This is a genomic window from Pseudomonas sp. GW823-FHT02F05 (genome assembly GCF_058797315.1).
This window is the reverse complement of the sequence record NZ_JBXAJM010000001.1, coordinates 424225-438742: the sequence shown is the minus strand read 5'-3', so window position 1 is coordinate 438742 and position 14518 is coordinate 424225. Positions and strand designations below refer to the sequence as shown.

Annotated in this window: 10 protein-coding genes; 2 read left to right on the top strand and 8 right to left on the bottom strand. The window is 62.7% G+C overall.

What is annotated here, in order from left to right:
• Positions 1-71: 71 nt before the first annotated feature.
• Entirely contained in the window at positions 72-323 is a 252-nt protein-coding gene (locus tag AC1RAC_RS02040; RefSeq protein ID WP_094774614.1) for a DUF6124 family protein, read from the bottom strand.
• Between the two features lie 557 nt (positions 324-880).
• Between AC1RAC_RS02040 and AC1RAC_RS02035 the strand changes: the two genes are divergently transcribed.
• Complete coding sequence (locus AC1RAC_RS02035; protein ID WP_236455219.1) at positions 881-1198, top strand: hypothetical protein; 318 nt, start codon at positions 881-883, stop codon at positions 1196-1198.
• 327 nt (positions 1199-1525) lie between these two features.
• On the opposite strand, the gene AC1RAC_RS02030 is transcribed toward AC1RAC_RS02035, so the two are convergent.
• The 7 genes from AC1RAC_RS02030 to AC1RAC_RS02000 form a co-directional block, all read right to left on the bottom strand.
• Positions 1526-3166, bottom strand: a complete 1641-nt coding sequence (locus tag AC1RAC_RS02030) for a BatD family protein (protein WP_492616078.1) — start codon at positions 3164-3166, stop codon at positions 1526-1528.
• Positions 3163-4902, bottom strand: a complete 1740-nt coding sequence (locus AC1RAC_RS02025; protein ID WP_197900528.1) for a tetratricopeptide repeat protein — start codon at positions 4900-4902, stop codon at positions 3163-3165. Before AC1RAC_RS02025 ends, AC1RAC_RS02030 begins: the two co-directional genes overlap by 4 nt.
• Positions 4899-5987: a vWA domain-containing protein gene (locus AC1RAC_RS02020; protein WP_236282341.1), complete on the bottom strand. Its 1089-nt coding sequence runs from the start codon at positions 5985-5987 to the stop codon at positions 4899-4901. Before AC1RAC_RS02020 ends, AC1RAC_RS02025 begins: the two co-directional genes overlap by 4 nt.
• Entirely contained in the window at positions 5980-6474 is a 495-nt protein-coding gene (locus AC1RAC_RS02015; RefSeq protein ID WP_003190798.1) for a DUF4381 domain-containing protein, read from the bottom strand. Before AC1RAC_RS02015 ends, AC1RAC_RS02020 begins: the two co-directional genes overlap by 8 nt.
• Complete coding sequence (locus AC1RAC_RS02010; protein WP_044273431.1) at positions 6471-7403, bottom strand: DUF58 domain-containing protein; 933 nt, start codon at positions 7401-7403, stop codon at positions 6471-6473. The genes AC1RAC_RS02015 and AC1RAC_RS02010 overlap by 4 nt, the downstream gene beginning before the upstream one ends.
• Positions 7404-7408: 5 nt before the next feature.
• The gene (locus AC1RAC_RS02005; RefSeq protein ID WP_020301524.1) at positions 7409-8368 is read right to left on the bottom strand and encodes an AAA family ATPase; all 960 of its coding nucleotides are present in this window, start codon (positions 8366-8368) and stop codon (positions 7409-7411) included.
• A 280-nt stretch (positions 8369-8648) separates the two neighbouring features.
• On the bottom strand, positions 8649-9002 hold the full coding sequence (locus AC1RAC_RS02000) for a hypothetical protein (RefSeq protein WP_492616077.1): 354 nt from the start codon (positions 9000-9002) through the stop codon (positions 8649-8651).
• A gap of 482 nt (positions 9003-9484) precedes the next feature.
• Here AC1RAC_RS02000 and AC1RAC_RS01995 point away from each other — a divergent pair, with 482 nt between their 5' ends.
• Entirely contained in the window at positions 9485-14353 is a 4869-nt protein-coding gene (locus AC1RAC_RS01995) for an NAD-glutamate dehydrogenase (RefSeq protein WP_054897965.1), read from the top strand.
• Positions 14354-14518: the final 165 nt, after the last annotated feature.

Here is a 14518-nt window from a genome sequence, read left to right as displayed (position 1 = left end):
ATGACGCGTGTTTCCTGGATAAACGCGGCGCCTGTGAGTTCTTCGCGAGCAAGCTCGCTCCTACACAGGGGTCATGGGGTGTTAGTGGGGTTGGGTTGCAGGCAATCCAGCGCACGGTCGGCGAGGGTGCGGGCCATGTCGATCAGGTGAGCGGTGGAACAGGCCATGTCGCGTCGGGTGCCTTTAAGGCCTTCGGCGGTTTCGGTGGCGGTGGTGGCGGCGCAGCGCAGTAGCGAGGAGATGCTGGCGATGGCGTCTTCGAAGCTCAGGTCTTCGTGGGCGACGAAAATGGGGAAGGGTGGGTCGGGGACGATTTTGCTCATGGGTGAAGCTCCTGCTTGGTTTGGGAGCCATTCTTTTGCCGATCTCACACGTCAAAAGGTGGCAGCTATGTGCGGGGTGAGATACCGGAAAACAGGACCCGGCCAGACCGAAGTCTGCCCGCACACAGCCGCCATTGACGGTTGTAGCGCATTGCGCCTGCTAATAACGGGATCTCACACCCGATCGCTGATAGGCAGCGACGAAGCGAAGGCTAGCCAGTGGGTTGAGCAGGCGCAAGGCCAAAGGATTGTCTAGGAAACGTCCTGCAAATTAAAGGGATATGGATTGCTGGCCTTTAACAATGCATGTCGAACGGGCGGTGATGAATGGAACGGCAGGTTGAGTGACGACCACCCATAAGGTGGATTTTTCAATCAATCCCTGAATGAATCAGAGGCCCACCATGTCATTTTCAGTAAAACCACCTTCGACTAGCGCTTTCACCGCTCTACCAGATCAGCTGGATGCTGACAGTCGCTCAACCCAAGCTAACCATCGTCAGGCACGAAGCGCTCAAACCCAGGCCAGCGCCCCGGACCTGCGCCCGTACGCAAGCGTGAGTGACCGGCAACTAATAGGGGTGATCCGCGATCACTTCCGCGAATTCGCCGCAGGGGCGACAGACAGCTATGTGAACTTCAATGAGTTGAAAGAGGCCGCCGGCCTGATCGCCACCGACAGGACGTTCTCACCCGAGGCCCATCACGCGGCCAGGGAGCTACTCTCACGCCCCAAACTGCTGCGCAAGCTGGATATCGGCATCAGCTTCTTCGGTGGCCCCGGCAAGGAGGATGGCCGGTTCGATATGGATAACCTGAACTATCTGTACAAGTTCCCCCATCGGGAATGGAAGGTGCCGCGTCGTAATCACTAAGTGCAGGCAGGCGTCCGTGCAGCGGCCCGCCAAGCACGCAGCTAGAAGTAGCCGCCCGAAGCACTGTGCCGGACGTCGCAGGCCTATCAGACTTATACGACGAAATACCCGGAATCGTCCGACTTTACCCTAAGTAAATCCCTCTCCAAAGTTTGGCTTGCCGCTGACTCTCTCGTTCTCGTTTACCTCGATTGATCGTTCCCACGCTCTGCGTGGTAATGCATCCCGTGACGCTCTGCGTCACCATTGCACAGGGCGTGAAACCTGGACGCGGAGCGTCCGGGGCGGCATTCCCACGCAGAGCGTGGGAACGAGCAGGCTCGGGGGTTACTTGGGGTAGAGCGGCGGCAAGCTGGTGGTGTCGGTGGCCGGGTCTTGCTCGCGTTCGGCCGCAGGAATGGCCTTGATCGCTCGCCACAGGTCATCACCCAACCAGTATTGGCCGCTTTCGCTATACAACGCGCCATTCAACCCATCCAGGGCATCGGACAGCGGCACAAACCGCGCGGCCATGTCGGCCAGCGTTTCCGGCTGTTGCCGTGCCCAGGCGTCGAGGGCCTGGCGGGTAGCATGAGGGTCGTTGGCCTGGGTGGCGCGCTTGAGGTCGTCGAGCAGCGTGCGTGGGCTGGGGCCGGTTTGCGCGGCGCGTTGTACCGCCGGTTGCCGGCGTGCGCGCCACCACAGGCCAAAGCCCAGCAGGGTGGTGCAGGCCAGTATCAGTGTGCTCAGTTGCCACAGCCACAGGCGGTCATCGTCGGGGGCGGTGATGATGGTCGGTGTCGCCGGGGTGTCCACCACCAGGCTGGGGTTCACCGCCACTTGCACGGTGCGCGCCGGCAGGCTGGTGCGTTCCAGATGATCTTCGTGGGTGTTCCACCACACCACTTCCACGGCGGGCAGTTCCAGCTCGCCGGCGCGGGTCGGCACCAGGGCTTCGCGGCCTTCACGGCTGCCGGTCAGGCCGCGGTCGCTGGTACGGTTAGCCATCACTGGTTGGTCGGGGTAGCGGCGCAGGCCGTTGACCTCGGTGCCGGGCAGCGCCGGCAGCTGTGCGCTGGACAGGCCTTCGGCCTCCACGGTAAGGCTGCGGGTCAGGGAATCGCCGACTTGCACGTGGTCCGGCGTGGGGTTCCAGCCTTCGCTCAAGGTCAGGCTGCGCGCGGGCAGCCAGGGGGCGTCGGCGGGGTAGGCGTCCGGTTTGGGTTTGACCGTCAAGGGCAGGGGCGCGGAGCTGACGTGAATCATCTTGCCCGGCTTGGTGCCCTGCAGGGTGTTTTCCTGGGGTGGGCGCGATTCCACCAGGGTGGCGCTGAAGGTCTGCGCCGGAATCACCACCGCGCCACTGTGTTGCGGGTAGAGGGCGTAGCGGGTTTCGATCACGCCATGGCGGATGCTGTTGATGACCTTTTCATAGGTGCGTGATTCGCCCAGTTGTTCGACACGTGCATCCGGTATCTGCAAGGGCGTGAGGCTGCTGTCGTCATACAGCGACACCGAGTGGTACACGCGTACGGTCAACAGGGCCTGGGCCTGGACGTACACGCTGGTCTGGTCGAGGCTGGCTTCGATGAACACCGGGGCCAGTTCGGCGCTGGTGTTCTGGCTGGCGCTTTCCACCACTTGCAGGGTGATCGGCTGGGTCTTGAGCGCGCCCACCTGCAGTGGCGGGATCACCACGTTGCCGTTCACCTTGGGCAGCAGGGTGATGATCCAACGGGTGGTGGCGTGGTTGTCGCCGTCCAGCGTGGTGAGTTGGTTGATCTGGCGGGTGCCGCTGACTTCGAACTGCGCGTCCAGGGGCGACAGGTCCGGTTTGCCAAACTGGGTCACATCACTGGATTGCACCGTCAGCTCCACCGTTTCCCCGGAGTTGAGGCGGCTGCGGTCTACGCTGGCGACCAGGTCCGCCGCCTGGGCGTGGCCTGCCGACAACGCGAGCAGGAGCAAAAGGGTGGTGCGGCGGCTCATCGAGTGGTGTCCTGATGTTGTTGCTGTTCGTACCAGAATTTGCGGCGCAACAGCTCGCCGGGGTTGTCCGGGATCTCCTGCAACCATTGCTCCAGTGCTTGGCGGCGCTCGCCTTCCAGGCGCGTGTCGGCAGGACGCAGTGGCGGCGTGGTGGTTTGCTCGTCACCCAGTTCGCTGCCTGGCACTTCATTGCCGCCGGCCTGTGGCGGGGCGTTGGGCTGAGTCTCACCCGTGCCGGCTTCGCCCTGGCCGTGGGACGATTGCTCGCCGCCCTGGGCCGTTTGTGCGTTGGTGCCCGGTTGCGCAGTTTGGCCGGGTTGGGCGGTTTCGTCATCTGCGTTTTTTGCAGGCGGGTCCGGCTCGGGCTGCGTTTGCTCCTGCATCAGCGCTTCAACCAGGGCTTTGTTTTTTAACGCCGGCTGCAAATCGGGCTGGGCTTCCAGGGCTTGTTCATACGCATCAAGGGCCGCTTCAAGTTCACCGGCCTTGGCCAGGGCATTGCCGCGGTTGTAGTGGGAATAGGCGTCGCTGCCTTGGGCAAACCGCTTGATGGCCTCGGCGTAATTGCCGGCTTCATACAGCGCCACGCCTTGCCATTGCGGGTCCTGGAAGTGTTCTGCGGCTTCGGCCGGGCGTTTGTGCTTGAGCAGGTACTGGCCTTGTTGGTCGGGGCGCAGCCACAGGTCCTGCAGCCCAAAGGCGTAGCTGGGTTGCGGCGCGCCCATCAGCAGCAAGGGCAGGCAGAACAGCCAGCCGCGACGCCCGGCGCACGCGGCCAGCAGCAACAACGGCAAGAGCAGCCAGTAACCCTGATCGGCCCAGCTGTCCAGGCGCAGCCGTTGGCCGTCGTCGCGCAGGGCTTGGGCGCTGTCGAGCATGCCGAGTTGGCGCAGGTCCTTGTCATCCAGGCGCGCCGCACGGTAGCGGCCACCCATTTCGCTGGCGAACGCCTTGAGGGTCGGGCTGTCGAGGCGCGGCACCAGGATCGCGCCCTGGTCGTCCTTGAGGAACTCGCCGCTCTCCTGAGTCACCGGCGTACCTTCGCGACTGCCGATGCCGAGGATCGACAACGTTGGAGCCTGGGCACTTTGCAGTTGCAGGCGGATGCCTTGGCGCTCTTGTTTGGACAATGAGGAACCGATCAGCAGCAGGCGCCCCTGGCCGAGACCGCCTTGCTTGAGCAGGCCCAGGGCTTTTTCCACGGCAAGATCGGCACGATGGCCGGGCTCGGGCATGATCGACGGGCGCAGGGCTTCCAACAGGTTGCGGCTGGTGGCCAGGTCATCGGACAGCGGCACCAGGGTATGGGCGCTGCCGGCATACACGATGATGGCTGTTTGCGCATCGGTGCGCGCTTGCAGTAAGTCATACAGCTTGCGCCGTGCCTGTTCCAGGCGGTTGGGCGGGCTGTCGGTGGCGAGCATTTCCGGGGTCAGTTCCAGCAGCACCACCAAGGGGTCGGAAGGTTTCTGGCTGGCCTGTTCAACCCGTTGCCAACTGGGGCCCAATAACGCGAGCACGGCCAACAGCCAGGCGATGCCGAGCACCACCCACGGCGATTTACTCTCGCGGCCATTGCCACCGCTGAGCAACTCGGCATGGAACGCCGGCGGCAGGATCATCTGCCAGCGCCCGGCGCGCTTTTGCCGATGCCACAACTGCCACAGCAACCAGCCAAGCAGGGGCAGCAACAACAGCCACCAGGGGTGCAACCAGTGCGGCCACAGCGCGATCATCGACGCCTCCGCAAACGCAGGCGCTGCAGACGCTGGCGCCATTCAGGGTGTTGCTGCAAAAAAATGCTCCTGCTCGATAGCCTATTGAAGCCGCGTTGCAAAGCGTTGTTCGGCCAGCGTTCCTGGATCACCAGCAACAGGCTCAACACCAACGCCAAGGCCAATGGGCCGCTGTACAGCGCCTGGGCCGGGCGGGCCTGGGTGGGTTGTTGTTCCACGGGCTCGAGGGTGTCGAGGGTGTCCTTGATCTTCAGCAGTTCCTCGCCGTCTCGGGCGCGGAAATACTGGCCGCCGGTGGTCTCGGCCAGTGCCTTGAGCGCCGGTTCGTCGAGGTCCAGGCTCGGGTTTACGCCTAGGATGCCCAGGGAGCCGGTTTGCTCGGGGTCGGCGCCGATGCCGATGGGGTAGATTTTCACGCCTTCCTCGGCCGCCAGGCGCGCGGCGGTCAACGGGTCGATCTGCCCGGCGTTGTTGGCGCCGTCGGTGACCAGGATCAGCACACGGCTTTGCGCCGGGCGCTGGCGCAGGCGTTTTATGGCCAGGCCGATGGCGTCGCCGATGGCGGTGTTCTTGCCAGCAATGCCGATGCGCGCTTCATCCAGCCAGGTGCGCACGGTGCGGCGGTCAAAGGTCAGGGGCGCTTGCAGGTAGGCTTGGCTACCGAACAGGATCAGGCCCACGCGATCACCTTCACGCTCCTCCAGAAAGTCTCCCAGCAGGTGCTTGACCAGGGCCAGGCGGCTGACGTCCTCGTCCTGCCAATGCATATCGGGAAAATCCATGGAGCCGGACACATCCACCGCCACCAGCAAATCCCGACCGCTGGCAGCAATCGGCAAGGGTTCGCCCAGCCATTGCGGGCGGGCGGCGGCGGTCAACAGCAGCAACCACAGCACCACGAATGGGGCTTGCTGGCGCCAGCCGGGCAGGTTGACGCGGGCACGGCGGCGGGCCAGGCCTTCGAGGTCGCTGAGGTAGCTGACTTTCAGCGCCGGTTCGCCGCTGTCGGCCACGGGCAGCACCAGGCGCATGACCCAGGGCAGTGGCAACAGGGCGAAGATCCACGGCCAGGCGAACTCAAACATGTTTGCGAATCCAGGTGTCGACGGCTTGGGTGAGGCCGGCGATGGCTTTGTCGTCGAGCTTGCATTCGGGTTTGTAGGCGCCTTCCACCAACACCATCCAGCGCGTCAGGCCGGCGGCAGGGCAGCGGTTGTCCAGGAAGGCCAGCCATTTGCGCCCGTTGAGGGTATGGCTCTGGCTATAAGGGTAGTCGTTACGGCACAGGCGCTTGAGCAGGCCGTTGAGTTGCTGCAGCCAGGCGCCCGCAGGCGCTCCGTCGTAGGGCTTGGGCATCAACGCCAACTCGGCCAGGGCGGCGATACGCAACGGGTCCAGTGGTTGTTCGGCGCGGGCCACAGGGCGGCGGGCCGGCAGGAAACGGCGCAGCCACCACAAGCCCCAACCGAGCAGTGGGATCACCAGCAGCAACAGCCACCAGCCCGGTGCCGGTGGCCAGAAGCCAATGGCGGGCGGGGCGATCAGCGGTTGCAGTTGGTCCAGGCTGCTCATGGTTTTTTAACCGGGCGTTGCGGGTTGAGATATTCGCGCAGTTGCTCGACCATTTCACTCTGGGTGCTCAAGGGCATCAACAACAGCCGCAGTTTCTGCGCGAGCAGTTCCCAGCGGGCGATACGCGCTTCGGCTTGAGCCTTGTAGGCCTGGCGCAGGTCGATATTCAGCGTGTCCAATTCCAGTTGCGCGCCCCTTTGCGCGAAACGCAGCAGCCCGGCGGCGGGCAGGGCGTGGTCCAACGGGTCAGAGATTGGCAACAACAGCAGGTCGCAATGGCGCGCCAACAGACTCAGCTGTTGCTCGGCGCCTTCGGTGAGGGCGCGCTCATCACAGATCACCACCACCAGGCTGCCCGGGCGCAGCACCTCGCGACCACGGCGCAAGGCCATGCCCAGGGCATCCGCTTCCGGTTGACGCTCGGTGTTCAGGCTCTGGTTGACCCGCACCAGCCGGTTGAGCAGTTGCAACAGGCTCTGCTTGCTGCGCCGTGGCTTGATCTCGTAGTGCTCGCTGTCGCCGAACACCAGCCCGCCCACCCGGTCGTTATGGCCCAGGGCGGCCCAACCGATCAGGCTGGCGGCCTGGGCGGCAAGCACCGACTTGAACATTTGCCCCGAGCCGAAAAACAGCCGGCAACTTTGCTCGACCATGATGAAAATCGGTCGCTCGCGCTCTTCGTGGAACAGCTTGGTGTGCGGTTCCTGGGTACGCGCCGTCACGCGCCAGTCGATGGTGCGCACGTCGTCGCCGGCCTGGTACACGCGCACCTGGTCGAAATCGACGCCACGCCCGCGCAGCTTGGAGTGATGCAGGCCCACCAGCGGGCTACGCTGGCCGGGCGTGGAGAACAACTGCACCTCACGCACGCGGTGGCGCATCTCAATCAATTCACTGAGGGTTACGCGGATGCCATCGCTTGCGTTCATCGACTTCAAGCGACGGCAACGACGTCGAGAATGCGTTGCACCACGCGGTCCTGATCGACACCGGCGGCCTCGGCCTCGAACGACAGGATGATGCGGTGACGCAGCACGTCGAACAAGACCGCCTGGATATCTTCCGGGCTGACAAAATCGCGACCGGCCAGCCAGGCATGGGCGCGGGCGCAGCGGTCCAGGGCGATGGAACCACGCGGGCTGGCGCCATAGGCGATCCACTCGGCCATTTCCGGGTCGAACTTCGCAGGGGTGCGCGTGGCCATCACCAGTTGCACCAGGTATTCCTCCACGGCATCGGCCATGTACAGGCCGAGGATTTCCTTGCGGGCGGCAAAGATCGCCTGTTGGCTGACGCGCCGCTCGGGCTTGGTTTCGCCATTCAATGCTTCGCCACGAGCTTGCTGCAGGATGCGGCGCTCGACGGCGGCGTCCGGGAAGCCGATCTTGACGTGCATCAGGAACCGGTCGAGCTGCGCTTCGGGCAGCGGGTAGGTGCCTTCCTGCTCGATGGGGTTTTGCGTGGCCATCACTAAAAACAGCGGCGACAACTCGTAAGTGCTGCGGCCCACGCTGACCTGGCGCTCGGCCATGGCTTCGAGCAAGGCCGACTGCACCTTGGCCGGGGCACGGTTGATTTCGTCTGCGAGCACCAGGTTATGGAAGATCGGCCCCTGCTGGAATACGAAGCTGCCGGTTTCCGGACGATAGATCTCGGTGCCGGTGATATCGGCGGGCAACAGGTCGGGGGTGAACTGGATACGATGGAACTGCGCTTCGATCCCTTCGGCCAACTCCTTGATCGCCTTGGTCTTGGCCAGCCCCGGCGCGCCTTCGACCAGCATGTGGCCGTCAGCGAGCAGGGCGATCAACAGGCGATCGATGAGTTTTTCCTGGCCGAGAATCTGCGTAGAAAGAAAGGTTCGCAGCGCAAGCAGCGCTTCACGATGTTCCATCGATGACGGTTCCTGGAAAGATGAGCCTGGGTGTCGTGACAGAACACCGGGCCTGGGGCGTTTACTTTAATGCATCGCGGGGTGTGGCGACTAACGGCTTGATGGGTATTTTTAGCAAAACCCATGGGATAGTAAGCGTCTGGGCAGGTAAAGCACGGTCACTGTGGGAGCTGGCTTGCCTGCGATGGCCTCAACTCGGTCTGGCTGAAAGACCCCACCGCCTGCATCGCAGGCAAGCCAGCTCCCACATGGGGTCTTCGGTGCATTCAAAAGACCGGTTTCAAGTCCGAACGAACGTGCCGGTGCCTGTGAGGATGTTCTGCAGGGTTTCCTGCACTTCGGCCATGTCTGACGCGGCGGTGCCGTGGGTGATCTCCAACTGGTCCTTGCCGCCCAGGGCATCGGCATCGCCGGCCGCCAGTTCGATCAATAAGGTGGTCTCGCCCAACGTCACTTTCAGCCCATCCAGGGTCGAAGGTTCGTAGTCCCAGGTCAGCTCCACTTCGTCTTCATCCGGGTAACGGGTGAGCATGAACATTTCGCCGTTCTTGCCGTGACAGCAAAGCATGGCCATGTTGTCTTCTTCGTCGTCGCACGGGGTGGCCATCAGGGCGTCGGTTTTCAGCTGCAGCATGGGGCAATCCTGTGTAGGGGAGGGCAATTGTGCCACTGCGGCGAATTTTGTGCTTCATCCTGTGTCGGAAGTCAGGCATGACCTCACGGGCCGGATCGGTCATTTCTGGTACTGATGGTGTGCAAAGTAGCAAGATTTTCTACCGAAAATCCGGGGTTGCCCAAGTTGCAACCGACACCCTGCTTACCGATGACCGAATATGTCGCAGCGTCGCAAGCAGCGTTCTTCCTACACTCGTTAAGCTGCGCAACGGATGTGCCCTGTGCCAGGCGCCTGACCTGCCCGTCGTATCGTCATCTGGCCAACGGCATGCCGTATGGAAGTTGTATGTGACCTGACTGTCCTGTCCAGCTTCACCCACCTGTCACCCTGATTCGTTTATGGTGCTTGTCAGCACACCAGCGAACAGAGCTGACGGTCTCCCCGCAAGGGGATAACACGCGACGCTTTCATCAATAACAAGCCCAAGCGGAGTACCACAGATGGCGTTCTTCACCGCAGCCAGCAAGGCCGACTTCCAGCATCAACTGCAAGCGGCACTGGCGCAGCACCTCAGTGAACAGGCACTGCCACAAGTGGCGCTGTTCGCTGAACAATTCTTCGGCATCATTTCCCTGGACGAACTGACCCAGCGTCGCCTTTCCGACCTGGCCGGTTGCACCCTGTCTGCCTGGCGCCTGCTTGAGCGCTTTGATCACACCCAACCGCAAGTGCGGGTCTACAACCCCGATTACGAACGTCATGGCTGGCAATCGACCCACACCGCGGTCGAAGTGCTGCACCATGACCTGCCGTTTCTGGTCGACTCGGTACGCACCGAGCTGAACCGCCGGGGCTACAGCATCCATACCCTGCAAACCACCGTGCTCAGCGTGCGTCGTGGCAGCAAGGGCGAGCTGCTGGAAATCCTGCCCAAGGGCACCCAGGGCGAAGGCATCCTGCAAGAATCGCTGATGTACCTGGAGATCGACCGCTGCGCCAACGCCGCCGAACTGAACGTGCTGAGCAAAGAGCTTGAGCAGGTGCTGGGTGAAGTACGCGTGGCTGTGGCCGATTTCGAACCGATGAAAGCCAAGGTCCAGGACCTGCTGGCCGGTATCGACGCCAGCGCGTTCGCCATCGACGGCGAAGAAAAAGCCGAAATCAAGAACTTCCTCGAATGGCTGGTGGGCAACCATTTCACCTTCCTGGGCTACGAGGAGTTCGTGGTACGTGACGAGGCGGACGGCGGTCATATCGAATATGACGCCAGCTCCTTCCTCGGTCTGACCAAGCTGCTGCGCGCCGGCCTTACCGCCGAAGACCTGCGCATCGAAGACTACGCCGTGGCCTACCTGCGCGAGCCGACCGTACTGTCGTTCGCCAAGGCCGCCCACCCAAGCCGCGTGCACCGTCCGGCTTACCCGGACTACGTGTCGATCCGCGAGATCAGCGCCGACGGCAAGGTCATCAAGGAACACCGTTTCATGGGCCTGTACACCTCCTCGGTGTACGGCGAAAGCGTGCGGGTGATCCCTTACATCCGTCGCAAGGTCGCGGAAATCGAACGTCGTTCGGGTTTCCAGGCCAAGGCGCACCTGGGTAAAGAGCTTGCCCAGGTGGTGGAAGTACTGCCCCGTGACGACCTGTTCCAGACTCCGGTCGACGAGCTGTTCAGCACCGTGATGTCGATTGTGCAGATCCAGGAACGCAACAAGATCCGCGTGTTCCTGCGCAAAGACCCCTATGGTCGTTTCTGCTACTGCCTGGCGTACGTGCCACGCGACATCTACTCCACCGAAGTACGCCAGAAGATCCAGCAAGTGCTGATGGACCGTCTGAAGGCCTCGGACTGCGAGTTCTGGACCTTCTTCTCCGAGTCCGTCCTTGCCCGTGTGCAACTGATTCTGCGAGTTGACCCGAAGAACCGCCTGGACATCGACCCGCTGCAACTGGAAAAAGAAGTGGTGCAGGCCTGCCGCAGCTGGCAGGACGACTACGCCAGTCTGGTCGTGGAAAGCTTCGGCGAAGCCCAGGGCACCAACGTGCTGGCGGATTTCCCTAAGGGCTTCCCGGCCGGCTACCGCGAGCGTTTCGCTGCGCATTCGGCTGTGGTCGACATGCAGCACCTCAACAGCCTGACCGAAGCCAACCCGCTGGTGATGAGCTTCTATCAGCCGCTGGGCCAGGTCTCCGGTCAGCGTGAGCTGCATTGCAAGCTCTACCACGCTGACACCCCGCTGGCGCTGTCCGACGTACTGCCGATCCTGGAAAACCTCGGCCTGCGTGTGCTGGGCGAGTTCCCGTATCGCCTGCGCCATGCCAATGGCCGTGAGTTCTGGATCCATGACTTTGCGTTCATCGCCGCCGAAGGCGTGAACCTGGATATCCAGCAGCTCAACGACACCCTGCAGGATGCGTTCGTGCATATCGTGCATGGCGACGCCGAGAACGATGCGTTCAACCGCCTGGTCCTCACCGCCGGCCTGCCATGGCGCGACGTGGCGCTGCTGCGTGCCTATGCCCGTTACCTGAAGCAGATTCGCCTGGGCTTCGACCTGGGTTACATCGCCAGCACCCTGAACAACCACACCGACATCGCCCGCGAGTTGACCCGGTTGTTCAAGACCCGCTTCTACCTGGCGCGCAAGCTCACTGCCGACGATCTGGAAGACAAGCAGCAACGCCTGGAGCAAGCGATCCTCAGCGCCCTGGACGACGTTCAGGTGCTCAACGAAGACCGCATCCTGCGTCGCTACCTGGACCTGATCAAGGCCACCCTGCGTACCAACTTCTACCAGACCGATGCCAACGGCCAGAACAAGTCGTACTTCAGCTTCAAGTTCGACCCGCGTGCTATCCCCGAGCTGCCCAAGCCAGTGCCGAAGTTTGAAATCTTCGTGTACTCGCCACGGGTCGAAGGCGTGCACCTGCGCTTTGGCAACGTGGCCCGTGGCGGCCTGCGCTGGTCGGACCGTGAAGAAGACTTCCGCACCGAAGTGCTTGGCCTGGTAAAAGCCCAGCAAGTGAAGAACTCGGTGATCGTGCCGGTGGGCGCCAAGGGCGGCTTCCTGCCGCGTCGCCTGCCATTGGGCGGCAGCCGGGACGAGATCGCGGCCGAAGGCATCGCCTGCTACCGCATCTTCATTTCCGGCCTGCTGGACATCACCGACAACCTGAAAGACGGCGCGCTGGTGCCGCCGGCCAACGTCGTGCGTCATGACGACGATGACCCGTACCTGGTGGTAGCGGCGGACAAGGGCACTGCGACCTTCTCCGACATCGCCAATGGCATTGCCATCGACTACGGCTTCTGGCTGGGCGATGCGTTCGCTTCCGGTGGTTCGGCCGGTTACGACCACAAGAAAATGGGCATCACCGCCAAGGGCGCATGGGTCGGTGTACAGCGTCACTTCCGTGAGCGCGGCATCAACGTGCAGGAAGACAGCATTACTGTGGTAGGTGTCGGCGATATGGCCGGTGACGTGTTCGGTAACGGCTTGTTGATGTCGGACAAACTGCAACTGGTCGCAGCGTTCAACCACCTGCATATCTTCGTTGACCCGAACCCGAACCCGGCCACCAGCTTCGTCGAGCGCAAGCGTTTGTTCGAACTGCCGCGTTCGGCCTGGACCGACTACGACACCAGCATCATGTCTGAAGGTGGCGGTATCTTCTCGCGCAGCGCGAAAAGCATTGCCATCTCGCCACAGATGAAAGAACGCTTCGACATCCAGGCCGACAAGCTGACCCCGACCGAACTGCTCAACGCCTTGCTCAAGGCGCCGGTGGACCTGTTGTGGAACGGCGGTATCGGTACCTACGTCAAGGCCAGCACCGAGAGCCATGCCGATGTGGGCGACAAGGCCAACGACGCACTGCGCGTCAACGGCAACGAGCTGCGCTGCAAGGTAGTGGGCGAGGGCGGTAACCTCGGCATGACCCAGCTGGGCCGGGTGGAGTTCGGCCTCAATGGCGGCGGTTCCAACACCGACTTCATCGACAACGCCGGTGGCGTGGATTGCTCCGACCACGAAGTGAACATCAAGATCCTGCTCAACGAAGTGGTGCAGGCCGGTGACATGACCGACAAGCAGCGCAACCAACTGCTGGCGAGCATGACCGACGAAGTCGGCAACCTGGTGTTGGGCAACAACTACAAGCAGACCCAGGCCCTGTCCCTGGCTGCGCGCAAGGCTTACGAGCGCGCTGCCGAGTACAAGCGCCTGATGAGCGACCTGGAAGGCCGTGGCAAGCTGGACCGCGCCATCGAGTACCTGCCGACCGAGGAGCAGCTCACCGAGCGCGCCTCCAGCGGCAAGGGCCTGACCCGTCCGGAGCTGTCGGTGCTGATCTCGTACAGCAAGATCGACCTCAAGGAAGCATTGCTCAAGTCGCTGGTACCGGATGACGAGTACCTGACCCGTGACATGGAGACCGCGTTCCCTCCGAGCCTGGTGGCCAAGTTCGGCGAAGCCATGCGTCGCCATCGTCTGAAGCGCGAGATCGTCAGCACCCAGATCGCCAACGATCTGGTCAACCACATGGGCATCACCTTCGTACAGCGACTCAAAGAGTCGACCGGCATGAGCCCGGCGAACGTGGCGGGCGCTTATGTGATCGTGCGGGACATCTTCCATCTCCCGCACTGGTTCCGTCAGATTGAAGCCCTGGACCACCAGGTTTCCGCTGACGTGCAACTGGAGCTGATGGACGAGTTGATGCGCCTGGGCCGTCGCGCTACGCGCTGGTTCCTGCGCAGCCGTCGCAACGAGCAAGACGCCGGGCGCGACACCGCGCACTTCGGTCCGCACCTGGCGGCGCTGGGCCTCAAGCTCGACGAACTGCTGGAAGGCCCGACCCGCGAAGGCTGGCAGAACCGCTACCAGGCCTACACCCAGGCCGGCGTACCGGAGTTGTTGGCACGCATGGTTGCGGGTACTACCCACCTGTACACCTTGCTGCCGATCATCGAAGCCGCCGACGTGACCGGGCATGACGCCGCCGAAGTGGCCAAGGCTTACTTCGCCGTGGGCAGCGCCCTGGACTTGCCATGGTACCTGCAGCAGATCAGTGATCTGCCGGTTGCCAACAACTGGCAGGCCCAGGCCCGCGAAGCCTTCCGCGATGACGTGGACTGGCAGCAACGGGCGATCACCATTTCGGTCCTGCAAATGGCCGATGCGCCACAAGACATGGAAGCCCGCGTGGCCCTGTGGCTTGAGCAGCATCAGGACATGGCGGATCGCTGGCGCGCCATGATGGTGGAAATTCGTGCCGCAGTGGGCACGGACTACGCCATGTACGCGGTGGCCAACCGTGAGTTGCTGGACCTGGCGCTGAGTGGCCAGTCGGTGTTGCAACCGGCTTGATGCCTCGCTGAACAAAAAGCCCCCGCATCGTGAGATGCGGGGGCTTTTTATTTGATCTGGAATGCGATCAATGTGGGAGCTGGCTTGCCTGCGATAGCGGCGGGTCAGTCAATCATTTGGTCACTGGTACACCGCTATCGCAGGCAAGCCAGCTCCCACAGTTTT

Bases quoted from the DNA above. Each gene is read 5' to 3' on its own strand.
- AC1RAC_RS02000 (WP_492616077.1), bottom strand. From the start codon at position 9,002: ATGCTGCAGCTGAAAACCGACGCCCTGATGGCCACCCCGTGCGACGAC.
- AC1RAC_RS02010 (WP_044273431.1), bottom strand. From the start codon at position 7,403: ATGAACGCAAGCGATGGCATCCGCGTAACCCTCAGTGAATTGATTGAG.
- AC1RAC_RS02015 (WP_003190798.1), bottom strand. From the start codon at position 6,474: ATGAGCAGCCTGGACCAACTGCAACCGCTGATCGCCCCGCCCGCCATT.
- AC1RAC_RS02025 (WP_197900528.1), bottom strand. From the start codon at position 4,902: ATGATCGCGCTGTGGCCGCACTGGTTGCACCCCTGGTGGCTGTTGTTG.
- AC1RAC_RS01995 (WP_054897965.1), top strand. From the start codon at position 9,485: ATGGCGTTCTTCACCGCAGCCAGCAAGGCCGACTTCCAGCATCAACTG.
- AC1RAC_RS02040 (WP_094774614.1), bottom strand. From the start codon at position 323: ATGAGCAAAATCGTCCCCGACCCACCCTTCCCCATTTTCGTCGCCCAC.
- AC1RAC_RS02005 (WP_020301524.1), bottom strand. From the start codon at position 8,368: ATGGAACATCGTGAAGCGCTGCTTGCGCTGCGAACCTTTCTTTCTACG.
- AC1RAC_RS02030 (WP_492616078.1), bottom strand. From the start codon at position 3,166: ATGAGCCGCCGCACCACCCTTTTGCTCCTGCTCGCGTTGTCGGCAGGC.
- AC1RAC_RS02020 (WP_236282341.1), bottom strand. From the start codon at position 5,987: ATGTTTGAGTTCGCCTGGCCGTGGATCTTCGCCCTGTTGCCACTGCCC.